The 13,099-nt window shown below is 51.8% G+C and carries 13 protein-coding genes; 3 read left to right on the forward strand and 10 right to left on the reverse strand.

Annotated features, from left to right (window positions below):
* Positions 1-136 precede the first annotated feature (136 nt).
* The 7 genes from focA to C9I98_RS22170 all read right to left on the reverse strand — a co-directional run bounded on the left by focA (position 137) and on the right by C9I98_RS22170 (position 4,942).
* Positions 137-982, reverse strand: a complete 846-nt coding sequence (focA, locus tag C9I98_RS22140) for a formate transporter FocA (RefSeq protein WP_107272493.1) — start codon at positions 980-982, stop codon at positions 137-139.
* 360 nt (positions 983-1,342) lie between these two features.
* Positions 1,343-1,684, reverse strand: a complete 342-nt coding sequence (locus C9I98_RS22145; protein WP_036827885.1) for a hypothetical protein — start codon at positions 1,682-1,684, stop codon at positions 1,343-1,345.
* Between the two features lie 348 nt (positions 1,685-2,032).
* Positions 2,033-2,581, reverse strand: coding sequence for a phosphodiesterase (yfcE, locus tag C9I98_RS22150; RefSeq protein WP_036829368.1), 549 nt, complete (start codon positions 2,579-2,581; stop codon positions 2,033-2,035).
* 79 nt (positions 2,582-2,660) lie between these two features.
* Positions 2,661-3,062: a CBS domain-containing protein gene (locus tag C9I98_RS22155; protein ID WP_036829367.1), complete on the reverse strand. Its 402-nt coding sequence runs from the start codon at positions 3,060-3,062 to the stop codon at positions 2,661-2,663.
* A complete protein-coding gene (locus C9I98_RS22160) occupies positions 3,059-3,409 on the reverse strand; it encodes a P-II family nitrogen regulator (protein ID WP_036829364.1) in 351 nt (116 codons plus the stop codon). Before C9I98_RS22160 ends, C9I98_RS22155 begins: the two co-directional genes overlap by 4 nt.
* Positions 3,399-4,175, reverse strand: a complete 777-nt coding sequence (locus tag C9I98_RS22165) for a DUF1538 domain-containing protein (protein ID WP_107272503.1) — start codon at positions 4,173-4,175, stop codon at positions 3,399-3,401. The genes C9I98_RS22160 and C9I98_RS22165 overlap by 11 nt, the downstream gene beginning before the upstream one ends.
* Positions 4,176-4,207: 32 nt before the next feature.
* The gene (locus C9I98_RS22170) at positions 4,208-4,942 is read right to left on the reverse strand and encodes a DUF1538 domain-containing protein (RefSeq protein WP_036829359.1); all 735 of its coding nucleotides are present in this window, start codon (positions 4,940-4,942) and stop codon (positions 4,208-4,210) included.
* 246 nt (positions 4,943-5,188) lie between these two features.
* Between C9I98_RS22170 and C9I98_RS22175 the strand changes: the two genes are divergently transcribed.
* Positions 5,189-6,094, forward strand: coding sequence for a TIGR01777 family oxidoreductase (locus C9I98_RS22175; RefSeq protein WP_107272494.1), 906 nt, complete (start codon positions 5,189-5,191; stop codon positions 6,092-6,094).
* A 68-nt stretch (positions 6,095-6,162) separates the two neighbouring features.
* Here C9I98_RS22175 and C9I98_RS22180 read toward each other — a convergent pair whose 3' ends face one another.
* Both C9I98_RS22180 and C9I98_RS22185 read right to left on the reverse strand, forming a co-directional pair.
* Entirely contained in the window at positions 6,163-8,616 is a 2,454-nt protein-coding gene (locus C9I98_RS22180; RefSeq protein ID WP_036828008.1) for an ABC transporter permease, read from the reverse strand.
* Positions 8,613-9,287 (reverse strand): ABC transporter ATP-binding protein, encoded by a 675-nt coding sequence (locus C9I98_RS22185; RefSeq protein ID WP_107272495.1) that lies wholly within the window; start codon positions 9,285-9,287, stop codon positions 8,613-8,615. The genes C9I98_RS22180 and C9I98_RS22185 overlap by 4 nt, the downstream gene beginning before the upstream one ends.
* On the opposite strand from C9I98_RS22185, the gene tesA reads away from it, so the two are divergent.
* Both tesA and C9I98_RS22195 read left to right on the forward strand, forming a co-directional pair.
* Positions 9,286-9,885: a multifunctional acyl-CoA thioesterase I/protease I/lysophospholipase L1 gene (gene tesA, locus C9I98_RS22190; RefSeq protein ID WP_036822431.1), complete on the forward strand. Its 600-nt coding sequence runs from the start codon at positions 9,286-9,288 to the stop codon at positions 9,883-9,885. The genes C9I98_RS22185 and tesA overlap by 2 nt on opposite strands.
* Before the next feature lie 36 nt (positions 9,886-9,921).
* Positions 9,922-10,743 (forward strand): SDR family oxidoreductase, encoded by an 822-nt coding sequence (locus tag C9I98_RS22195; protein WP_036822428.1) that lies wholly within the window; start codon positions 9,922-9,924, stop codon positions 10,741-10,743.
* A gap of 445 nt (positions 10,744-11,188) precedes the next feature.
* Here the strand turns inward: C9I98_RS22195 and C9I98_RS22200 are convergent, their stop codons facing one another.
* Positions 11,189-13,075: a methyl-accepting chemotaxis protein gene (locus C9I98_RS22200; protein WP_107272496.1), complete on the reverse strand. Its 1,887-nt coding sequence runs from the start codon at positions 13,073-13,075 to the stop codon at positions 11,189-11,191.
* Positions 13,076-13,099: the final 24 nt, after the last annotated feature.

Consider the following 13,099-nt stretch of genomic DNA (forward strand, 5'->3'; position numbering starts at 1 on the left):
AAAAAAAGGCCGCTACACAGGTAGCGGCCAACGTCAGACTCGAATCACGACAAAAATGATAGCGACAAGTTATCGCCTTTAAACGTAGAAACTTCCAAACTCAATCTAGTGGTATCTATCCAGTCACCCGGATAGGTTATTTACCGCGTAGGTAAATGATCCAATACCCCATGCCGACAAACACCCCACCACCAATGATGTTGCCGATAGTCACAGGGATCAGGTTATTGATAATAAAGTTGCTCATGGTCAGGTCGGCAAAATCTGCCGGGTTCATGCCACTCATTTGCCAAAACTCAGGAGACGCTAATGCCTTAATACCGATAGCCATTGGCACCTGAAACATATTGGCAATGCAGTGCTCAAAACCCGAGGACACAAACATTGCCACTGGCAAAATCATCACCAAAATCTTATCTGTCAGGGTGCGGCCACTGAACGTCATCCACACCGCCACACACACCAATACGTTACACATGATGCCAAGGGCAACCGCCTGCGAAAAATCATGGTGCAGCTTATGCTGGGCTATTTGCATGGCATTGATCCCCACCAAGCCGCCACCAGACATATACTGCTTACTCACCAGCATGATGCCGACCAACAGCAAGGCACCGATAAGGTTACCAATGTAGACAACACCCCAGTTTAGGCACAAGCTTTTCCAGCTGATCTTGCCGCTGGCACGGGCGACCAATGTCAGCACCGAGCTGGTAAACAACTCACCACCGGTGATCACTACCAAAATCAAGCCCAAGCTAAACGCCAAGCCGCCAATAAAGCGAGACATCCCCCAAGGCATGTCGCCCGCCCCCGTGGTGACCGTGGTATAGAAGACGAAGGCAATACCAATATGCATGCCGGCAGTGATCGCCAGCAACAACGACTTCATCGGATCTTTGGTGGCCTTGCCCACACCTACCTCGGCCGCTTTCTCCGCCATTTGCGGCGGCAACAACGAATCAAACTGATTCTGACACATATTGTTCTGCACCTGACACATCTTGAAACATATTAAGAAAAAGAGGCGCGCATATTGGCTTTTATCACACAAATATTCAAGGGGTTCCCAAAGCAATAATTCGAAATATACGAGGCCATTATTCGGATAAACCGAATCAACAGATAATGTAAACATCATTCAACATTTCAATGACGCCGATGATCCAATCAAGCAATAATGCCATCACATGCAAAAGGCAGCATAAGAGGCAAACGCCATAACAGCAGATTAGGCAACTAGGAAAAGCAGAAACGAAAAAGCCACCCGAAGGTGGCTAAAAATAAATATTATTGTTATTGCATAGCTGGTTTTTCTACACGCCGTCGCTATTTTGAACCGCTACTTGACCAAATCAGGCCATAGGTAGCGCACATTCTGGCTTCTATCCGGCTTTATGTTCTCACGGGTTTGCAGAAACTTCTCTAGCTTGAATTCCTGCTGAGGCTTTGCGCTCGTTCGCTTACTGATAGTGAGCTTGGTAATCCAATGGCCTGTATCTGGACGCTTTTGACGCTTCACATCTACTTGGTAATACCAGGCGTTATCAGCTTCATGACGAATTCGGTGCAAAATGTTACTCGCCCGCCGAGGTGATACCGCAAAAGCTTCGGCAATATCATGATGGGAAATCGCCTTTTCTAATTGTGCCCCCCAGTTAATCACTTGTTCTTTCAATGACATCTTTCTACCCTCACTCTCGTCATGCCCAACCCAACTTTGGGATAAGGGTCACACTTTGAGGATGATGGTAGCGGCAGTTTTTCCGATGTCTCCTTTTATATTCTTATATTGGCTTATCAGGTTTACTTCCGTTGAAATCAGTTTTTTGAACAACGTAAGATATTGAAAATTAAAAACTTAAAATCAAAACAAAAAAAGATAAAACAAAAATAAATCGAATCTGATTAACCTGTTTTCATTCTGATTAATCGGAAAAATCCAATATGGCGAAACGGTTACGCCAATCCCTCAGATCAAAAAAGGCGGCCAAGCCGCCTTTTCTTTATGCCACCAGCAATGAATATCTGATTACACCAGTTCAACCTGGCAAATCACCTCGTTTTCAAACGACACAACCTTCAGAGTATTGTCTTCCAGCAAGCCAAAGCTCGCTTGGTACTCGCCGCGAGGGATGGTGACGGATCCTGGGTTGAAGGCAAACAAGTCACCTTTCTTTTCAGCCACAGGTAGGTGTGTGTGCCCCGAGACCACGACATCACCATCACGCAAGCGTGGGTGCTTTTCACTGTTATACAGGTGGCCATGGGTTAGGAACAGGCGGCGGCCATTTGGCAACAATACCAAGTTGTAATCTGCCATCATTGGAAACTCCAACAGCATCTGATCAACATCGCTATCGCAGTTGCCCCTTACCGCGGTAATTTTTTCAGCATGCTGGTTCAGCAGTTCGGCAACCTCAATCGGGGCATAGCCCGCTGGCAACGCATTGCGCGGGCCATGGTTTAATACGTCACCCAGCAAAATAAGGTGGTCGGCACCACTTTGCTCAAATGCAGCAAGTGTACGGCGGGTGCTCTCGGCACAACCGTGGATATCAGAAGCAAAAAACAATTTCATGATAGGGTTTCTTTTCCAGCAAGATCTGGCGCCGATCCTACACCTAAGCCCGGCATAATGCCATTGCCACTGGTACGGTTTACTCCCGCAACATACCGTTCAGCACAATGTTGTTATAGCTGACCATGCCTTGAATTTTCCCGTCTTCGATTACCGGAGCCCGGCTGATCCCAAAGCGCTCGAACAACCTGGCACAATAGCGCACATCCATACTGGCATTCACCGATAGCGCCGGTTTCGTCATGATTTCATACACATTGGTTCGCTCTGGTGAGCGATCTAACGCCAACACTTTTTTAGCAATGTCATTCATTAGCACAATGCCGTATTCATCATCCGCATGGCGCTTGTTGATGATGAGCGCCTTGATCTGTTTTTGTTGGGCAATGCGGATGGCCTCGGCGACGGTGATCACCCCTTCGACCACGGCATATTGATCCATCATGACATCGCGTACCCTGACCAAGCTTTCATTACTCATAACTTTGCCTCTACCACTTTGGTCAATGTTTCCACTTGGTGAGCCACGCCCACCGCGTCTTCTATATCAAGCTGCACTGCGATTCCCTGCCCCGATTCGGTGTCAAACTCACCGACTCGCTCAATGGTTTCGAGCACAGTCCTGGCCAGGTGCTCCTCCACTACAAACAAAATTACGTCACGCTGTATTTCAAGGCTCAGGCCAAAGAAGGTCTTCTTCTTGTTTAACCCTTCGCCCCGGGCATTATTGATCACAGTGGCACCCGTCGCGCCCGCTTCGCGGGCCGCATCAAGCACAGCATCGGTTTTCAAGTCTTCAACAAAGGCCAATAACAACTTAAAGCGCATCTCCCTCTCTCCTTCTCGCCTGCCACACCGATAATTGGGCATAGCCCATTACAGTGATCATCGGGAACAGGCTGGCAAACGCAATTAAACCGAACCCATCTAACATCGGATTTCGCCCCGGCACCGATGATGCCAGCCCCAGGCCGAGTGCCGTCACTATCGGCACCGTCACAGTAGAGGTGGTCACCCCACCCGAATCATATGCCAGCGGTACTATCGTCTTGGGGGCGAAATAGGTTTGGATCACCACCAACACATAGCCAACCAAGATGTAATAGTGCAGCGGATCGCCTGCCACTATCCGGTAGCTACCCAGCGAGATACCAAATGCGACCCCAAGGGCTACTGCGATACGCAGGCCATTCACTTTAATCGTGCCGCCAGAAACTTGGTTGGCCTTGATCGCCACGGCGATCAACGACGGCTCGGCAATGGTAGTACTGAACCCAATAGCCGCCGCAAACAAATACACCCAATAGTATTCAGACCAATGCACCACCTCCGGCACCAGCTCGTCAGAGTCAAACAAGAAATCCAACGCCGTCAGCTGCATCGCCATCGACTCACCAAGCGGAAACAAGGCCAATTCAAGCCCCATCAAAAACAGGGCGAGCCCTAAAATGACGTATACAAAGCCCAATACTATTTTGGGCCAATTTGTCACCGGACGACGCAAAACCGCTAGCTGGAAGCCGAAAATAATCACGGCAATAGGAAAGACATCGCGTACTGTCGATAACAGCGTGTCGATAAAATGTGATGTCATTTCTACTACACCCAGCATCCTAAATTATCCCCCTAGTGCATGACCATGCCGTAGCCCATGACAAAGATCATGGGTGTGAGCGAGGCGAAAGCAATCAGGCCAAAGCCATCAACCATCGGGTTACGCCCCTTGATAGACGAGGCCAAGCCAACACCAAGCGCCGCGACCAAGGGGACAGTGATCGTTGATGTGGTCACGCCGCCTGAATCATAGGCGATGCCCACAATCGTCGGCGGGGCAAACCATGTCATTAGCATGACCATCAAGTACCCGCCAATGATCATCCAGTGAATTGGCCAGCCTTTAAGAATTCGGATCACCCCAAGCATGATGGCAATACCCACCGACAACGCGACGGTTAACCGCAACCCGTTGGCATACTCAGCCTGTGCCTGCTTGTCCACCGCGATTAGGCCGCCTTCCGCAGCCACCTCAGCAGCTTCTGCCGCCACTGCAGTCAGTGCGGGCTCGGCAATGGTGGTGCCAAAGCCAAGACAGAAAGCATAAAACAGCAACCAGCTTACACTGCCTTTGCTAGCAAACGAACGGGCCATGGATTCACCAATCGGAAACAACCCCAGCTCCAAGCCATAAACGAACAGGGTCAAGCCCAAAATCACAAATAAGAGCCCGAGCAAAATAGGGGCGAGGTGAGGCATCGGTTGCTGCAGCACAACCAATTGAAAGAAGCCAATCACGACAATGATCGGCAGCAAGTCGCGAAAGCTGGAAAACATGGATTTGAGCAAAGCAAGCATAATGGTCATGATGTCCTCCTTGGCAGCCATTCCCCTTAATGCTTGGGTATACCTATAAGGTACTCCTCATTAACATTTAGACACAGTCTTTGTTGACCAGCACGAGAGCTTGCCCACACTCTTTTTTCTCCCCCTTATGCCATCCAGCCATACAGACAACAGCAGCCGCGACGAAGTCATTCAATTCACTAGATAAAGTGATCGTTATCTTGGGTATACTTGTATCTACGGTTAGTCTCTTTGTAAGGAAGCCTGATGAATATTCTCGTGACCGGTGGTACTGGTTTGATTGGCAAGGCATTAATTAGCCAACTGCATAATTGCAATATCACCGTATTAAGCCGTAACCCCCAACAAGCCAGCCAACAGCTCGGGGCGAGCGTCAAGGCCATTGCCAGCTTGGATCAACTTGATGATCTCGACCCATTCGATGCCGTCATCAACCTCGCAGGCGAGCCCATCATCAACAAGCGCTGGACCGATAACCAAAAAGAAAAAATACGCCAGAGCCGATGGGGCCTAACCCAGACATTGGTCGATAAGTGCCATGCCGGTAGCAATCCCCCGCACACCTTTATTAGCGGCTCTGCCGTGGGGATCTACGGCAACCAGCATGAAGAGACCATCACCGAAGACTTTAATATTGGCGCGCAAGTGAAGGCCGATGACTTTGCCCACCAAGTTTGCCAGCAGTGGGAATACATTGCGCTCAAAGCCCAATCGGAGCAAACCCGCGTTTGCCTGCTACGTACCGGTATTGTGCTGGCCAAACAAGGCGGGGCCCTGGCCAAGATGCTACCGCCGTACCAACTCGGCCTCGGCGGACCAATTGGTAGTGGCAAACAGTACTTTCCTTGGATCCATATCGAAGACATGGTGCAAGCCATCTTGTTTTTGCTCCACACCCCGCACACCGAGGGTGCCTTCAACCTAACAGCACCTGAGCCGGTGACCAACAAGGTGTTTAGCCAAGCCTTGGCCAAAACACTACGCCGCCCACACTTGCTGTTCACCCCCGCCTTTGTCCTCAAGGCGGCACTGGGCGAAGCATCAAGCCTATTGCTTGATGGCCAGCGGGCGATCCCCGCCAAGCTAGAGCAATTCGGCTATACCTTCCGCCATCCGCAACTTGGGGAAGCGTTGGAGGATCTCCTGAACTAACCAATGCAAATTGAAAGAGGGGAAGCCATGCTTCCCCTCTTTCATTAACCGCTAATGCATCACTTCGGCTAGCCTTTAATTGGCAGCAACAGTTCGTGCAGCATCGAGCGGATGATCAGCACCACGAGTAACAAGGATAGCAACGGCACCACCAGCCACATCATAGGGTGCAAGCTAACAGGTAACTCAAAGCCCCATTTCACCAGCGCCGCCACAACAGCCTCGGCACCCAATGCGGCCATGCCGCCCGCTATCATGGCCATGATGCCGTATTCGCCCCATACCGTAGCGGATATCCGCTTCTTGCTCGCCCCCAAAGTACGGTAGAGCTTAATCTCCTGTTTGCGCTGTACCATGCTCAAGCGAAGCAAGGTCATCACCAAAAGCAATCCGCTGGCCACGCCCAGTGCTGCCAGCACCGATAGCGACAACGACATCTGCTGCATGATCCCCTGAATACGGGTCGCCATCGTGCGCAAATCCAATAGGCTCACGGTTGGGAAATCCCTACCCAGCTGGTTGATAATGTCGCTTTGATCCGCCTCGATACGGTAGCTAACCAACCAAGTTGCTGGCAGCGCAGCCATCACATCTGGGGTGAAGATGAAATAGAAGTTCGGACGCATATTGCGCCATTCCACTTGGCGGAGGCTGGTAACGGTGGCACTGAATGGCTGGCTATTGACCATAAAGTCCAGCTTGTCACCCAACTCCAGCCCCAAGCGCTCGGCAATCCCGGACTCTACCGAGACCCCTGCCTCGCCTCCCCACTCACCATCAAGCAAGGTATTGTGGACAGGCATTTGCTCGCGCCAGGTAAAGTTAAGCTCGCGCCGCAGCGACTCGTCGCGCTCTTCCCGATCTTTCACATTCGCCAGTAAGTCCTCATCATTAATATGGGTCAAACGACCGCGTATCACCGGGTAAGCGTCCGACCGCTCGACCTCTAGGCTGTCCAGGGTCGATAAGTAACCCGCCTGCTGCTCCGGCGCGATATTCAGTGCAAACACATTGGGCGCATCGGCAGGCAAGGTCTGCTGCCAATCAGACAACAAATCACTGCGTAATACCCAGATAACCGACAACAGCATCAGGGAGCTGGTCAGGGCGGCCAGCTGAGCACCGGTTGCCGTCGGGCTGCGGCTGATCCGGCTCAATGCCAGCGTCATCGCCGCGCGCCACTTGCCGCGTTTTAACAACGCGACCACGCCTATCCCCAACCCAGCCAGCAATAGCATCAATACCGCCAAGCCAGCCAAGGTAAGCCACATCAAGCTGTTATCACCAAACCACAACAACGCGGCCACCACGGGTAAAGCCAGTAACCAATAGCTTTTACGCTTCACCGGCCATTCCGTCTGGGGCTGGATCACCGAGATGGCCGGCGCATCGACCAAGCGCAGCAAAGAAATGCCCATCCCCGGTATTGCCACCAGCAAGGCGACGAGCACACTGACCAGCAGCGGTGTGAACCCCATCTCAGGCAATGGTTGGGGAAGCACATCGGTCAACGGCAATCGCAGCAGGTACTCCAGCAAATAACCCAACCCCGCCCCGGTAACCGCGGCGATAACAAAAAGCATGGTGAGCTGGCGGGCCAGCCACTGCCAAAGCCACTTCTTGCTCGCCCCCAAGCTCTTCATCATGGCAACAGTTTCAACCCGCGTCGACGCATAGTGCATGCAGGTCAGCACCAGGGTTGCCGCTGCCATCAGGATCACCAAAATCAAGGTCAGCGATAAGTATTGGCGTGCCTTTTCAATCACATCACCAGTTCGCCCCTGCGATGTTTCACTCAGCCAGCGCTCTCCCGCATCCAGCGAAACCGACTCTTGCAGCGCCTTCAGCTGGCTGTCGGCACCATTGAAATAAGCCCGATATTGAACTCGGCTACCAGGCTGGATCGCACCGGTACTGTCGAGATCATCGGCATGGATTAGCACTGCCGGCATTTGGCTAAATGGGTTAAACGATAGCTCAGGCTCCTGTACTATCTTGCCGCTCACCACAAGCTCGGCATCACCGATAGCCAAAACGTCGCCAGCTTGGACTTGGAGCAAATCGAACAACCGCTCGGCCAACCAAAGCTCCCCAGGGGAAACCTGATGAACTAAGCCGGAAGGGCTCTCCAACACCAACTCACCACGCATCGGGAATACACTCTCGACACTTTTCACGCTGACCAGCTGCATGGCCTTCTCGCTAAATGCCATGGTGCCGAAGCGGGTTTGCTGCGAAATGGTGAGATCAAGCGCCTTAGCCTGCTCAAGCAGATCAGGCGCCACCGGGTTTGCCGAGCGGAACACCAAGTCGGCGGCAATCATGGATCGCCCCTGATCAACCATGATCTTCTCAACCCGCACCACCAAGGCCGATAGCGCGAAGACACAAGCAATGATCAAGGTTAGCGCCACGGCAACCGGCCATAACTGGCCTTGCCACAACTCGCGCCAACTCCATTTCAGCATCAGTTGCTTGTTTTGGGGTTTTACCATCGGTCGGGTTTCACTCATCTCTGTCATGCTGCCACCATACTCCCGCCTTCAATGGCCAAGGTGCGATCGCAACGCTGAGCCAAATTCGGATCATGGGTCACCAACACCATGGTCGTGCCGTGATCGCGGTTCAAGGCGAACAGCAGCTCGATCACATTCGCCGCCGTGTGTTGGTCAAGGTTGCCAGTCGGCTCATCGGCAAACAACACTTGCGGTCGGGTCATGAATGCCCTCGCCAGGGCGACCCGCTGTTGCTCACCACCTGATAGCTGAGAAGGCAGGTGGGTTTCGCGCCCGGAAAGGCCGACTTTCTCCAACAGCTCCCGAGCCCTTGCCTCATCGGCATCCTCTTCATTGATGATGGCGGGAAGCATGACGTTTTCGAGGGCGGTTAGCGATGGGATAAGTAAAAAGCTCTGGAATACAAAACCAATCGATTCACTGCGTAGCGCTGCCCGGGCTTCATCATCCATATCAGCCAGCGAGCGCCCCAGCAATTCGATTTTGCCTTGAGTCGGGACATCCAATCCGGCAAGCAGAGTCATCAAGGTTGACTTACCGGCACCAGACACCCCAACCAATGCAATCACCTCTCCCTGCTCGACCTCGAGGGAAACATCCTGCAAAATAGTGAGCGACGACGAGGCTGTCGTCACCTGTTTGGATACCGATACAGCTTTAATCACGGATGTAGACATGATGCGATTCCTTTCAGTTTTACTCTTAGTTTTGTTTTCGCAGCAAGGCATTGCCGCGACACTATTAGTACTGGGCGATAGTTTAAGTGCTGGCTACCAAATGCCAGCAGAGAAAAGTTGGCCTAGTCTCTTGGGCCCGGAAATAGAGAAAAATGGCCACGAAATCACGGTGATCAACGCCAGCATTTCCGGCGATACCACCGGAAATGGCCTTGCCCGCTTACCCGCGCTGCTCAAAAGCCACAGCCCCGATTTCGTCCTGATTGAGCTTGGGGCAAACGATGGGTTGCGCGGGTTCGCTCCTACAACTATACGCAACAATCTTACCCAGATGATCACCCAAATTGAAACTGCGGGTGCCATTCCCCTGCTAATGCAAATCTATGTGCCGCCCAACTACGGTAAACGCTATAGCGAATATTTTGCCAACCTCTATCAAGATATAAGCAAAGAATATGAAATTCCATTGCTACCCTTCTTCCTTGAGCACATTATCTTAAAACCAGAGTGGATGATGGAAGACGGGCTTCACCCTAAAGCAGACGCACAACCATGGATAGCAGGCTATATGGCTGAGCAAATCTCGCCACATCTTTAGTCGCCATGTTAAAAAGAACGGTTACAAGGAAACTCAATGAATATTTTAATCACCGGGTGTAGCAGTGGCATTGGCTACTATTGTGCCCACGCGCTTCATACCGCGGGGCACACCGTTGTTGCCAGCTGCCGCAAAGCCAGCGATGTTATGCGCCTCAAAGCCGAGGGGTTACACTGTGTCCAACTCGATATGGATGATGAGAATTCTATCGAGCAAGGGCTTGAAGCCACATTGAAGCTGACGGGTGGGAAACTGGATCTGCTGTTCAACAACGCGGCCTACGGCCAGCCCGGCGCCCTGGAAGACTTACCAACAGAAGCGCTGCGCAAGCAATTCGAAACCAACCTGTTTGGCTGGCACCACCTGACACGCGCCGTGATCCCGGTAATGTTGGAAAATGGTGGCGGTAAAATCATCCAGAACAGCTCGGTGCTCGGGCTCGTCGCCATGAAATACCGCGGGGCCTACAATGCCAGTAAGTTTGCCCTCGAGGGGTACACCGATACCTTGCGGCTCGAGCTGGAAGATACCCCGATCCATGTCAGCCTTATTGAACCGGGCCCTATCGAAAGCCAGTTCCGAGCCAATGCCAAGGCGATGTTCGAGCAATATATCGACATAGACAGCTCCCGCCATCAGCCTAACTACCGAAACATCCTCAGCCGGCTTGGCAAAACCTCTGCCACCAGCAAGTTTACCCTTGGGCCGGAATCGGTAATGGCACGGGTTGAGGCCATCATCAATGCGGCCACCCCAAAACCACGTTACTACGTTACCCAGCCGACCTACATCGTTGGTTTCCTACGCCGTATCTTGCCCAGCCAATGGCTGGATAAGCTGCTTGGTAAAAGCGACTGATCATAATTAACGACATTCACAACAAAAGCCGCCAAAGTGCGGCTTTTTTGCCATTTATGCATTGAATACTTTTTCGCCGAACCGTGACTCTTCAAGATCAAAAATGCACCACATCCCCACATTAGGCGGTTATAAATAGCCGTTTGGTGCCGCCGAGTGAGAAATCACTCGAAAAAAACAAGAAACGTCATATTTGTGTCACATAAAAGCGTTAACCTACTCATGTAAGTTGAAAGAGTGCCCTACATCCTTGCACCTTACGCCCTGATAAAAACCAAAGACTTGCTCATCCTATCAAGGTGTAGTTATGACATTGCGCCAAATTAATATTTTATGTGTCTGCGTGACACTGGCTCTGCTGCTAACGTTCCAATAAAAAGGAGAACGGTGATCCAATACCGTTCTCCTTTTTGTTATCTCAGCCAGTTTTGTATGGATTTACCTTCTAAATCTTAAACTTATTCACTTCGTGGTTAAGCTGCCCTGCAATCTCATTCAACGCCTGCGAGCCTTGGTGGGCATGGTCGGCCTTTTCTGACAGCTTTTCTGCAACCCCGTTGATGGCTTGGGTATTACGGCTAATGTCCACCGCCACCGCCCGCTGCTCTTCCGAGGCACAGGATATTTGCGTCACCATATCGGAGATTTGCTGAATAGAGGCGGTGATCTGCTCTAGCGCCTTGGCCGCGTTATCGGTCTCTGCCATGCTGCCCTCCGCCAGCAGCTGGCTCTTTTGCATAGTAGATACCGCTGTCGCTGTATTGGCTTGCAGCCGGGTGATCATCGATTGGATCTCTTCCGTTGATTGCTGGGTGCGCTGGGATAGCACCCTCACCTCGTCCGCCACCACCGCAAACCCGCGACCCTGGGCGCCGGCGCGAGCGGCTTCTATCGCGGCATTCAGCGCCAGCAGGTTAGTTTGCTCGGCTATCGACTGAATGGTCACCAGAATCGTGTTAATCCCCTTGGCATTGTTTGCCAATTCATTAATCACCTGCTCTGCCTGCTGAATATTGTCCGACAAGTTGGTAATCGATGATTGGTTACGCGACAGCACCTCCTGGACTTCCTCATTACAGCTTTGGTAAGAGGCTGTCGCCGTCCCCGCCGTCTTTTCCGACAACAGCGCCACTTCGTCGGAGGCCACTGACATTTGCCGTATCGCCGTTGCAATTTGCGTGATTTCATCAAATTGCACCGTCAAGGCGGTATGGTTTTCTTCGACATCCTCAAGGTTGGTTTGGGCCCGCTGGCTTAGGGCGCTGGACGTATTGGCAATCCCCGTCATTGAGCGGTGCAGCTTGTCGATCAAGCGGTTAACGTTTTGGCTCACCTGGCCGATTTCATTGTCTTCCCGGCAATCCAAGCGACGAGTCAGATCACCACTGCCCTGCGATAAGTCATAAATGGCCGACGACAAGATACTCAACGGGGCTAACGCACGATTGATAAAAACAGTGATCAAGCCAATCACCACCACCAGCTGGATCAAACTCCCCATTAGCGCACTGGCTTGTGACTCTTCGACATCCTTAAAGGCAATACTCTTGTCAAACATCACCACCAGCAGCCAGTTGGTCGACGGCAACCGTTTCACCTTCACCAAATAATCAATGCCATTGATAGCCAGTTCCACCATGTTTGCTTGCTGGCTCAATGACAACAGGCGCGATGGCGTTAGCTCGGGGTTAATATCGGTGCCGGGTTTCAGAGTCATACCGGGTGTTGGATGGGCGATGATTTTGCCATCGGTTCCCAGCAGCATGGTCGACATCCCAAGCTCACTACCGCTCGTGGCAAGAATTTCATCAACCAGCGCACTGATGGAAACATCGGCTCCCACCACTCCTTGATTGTGGCGGCGCTCAAAATCGGTCGAAATGGTGGTGACCAGCTGCCCGCTAGCGGCATCGATGTACGGCGGGGTATAGATGATACCGTCGCGCTCCGTGGCCAGCTGATACCACTCTCGAGTTCGCGGATCGAAATCATCCGGTAACTCAACGGGGATACTGGTGAGCAACTCCCCTTGACGGGTTCCCGCATACAACAAGTCGAACTGCCCGGCCTGCATGGCTAATAACAAGCTATTGATCGGCTTTTCTTGGTGATCAAAGCCGCTAATCGCGGCCTGTAGCGATGCTGATTTATTATCGAACCATTGCGAAATCGTCGTTGAAGACGAAAGGAAAACATACTCGGCCAATTGCTGGGTAGATCGCTCAGCATCTTGGGTTTGCCTTGAACTCGTTAGCATGATCTGAATCGCCGAAACCGACAAAATAGTCACCGCGAATATCAGGCAGATTTTGTTTTTGATTGATAGGGTCACTTACCACTTCCCACAGCATGAAAA

It is taken from the genome of Photobacterium sanctipauli, assembly GCF_003026495.1.
In the GTDB taxonomy this organism is placed as follows: domain Bacteria; phylum Pseudomonadota; class Gammaproteobacteria; order Enterobacterales; family Vibrionaceae; genus Photobacterium; species Photobacterium sanctipauli.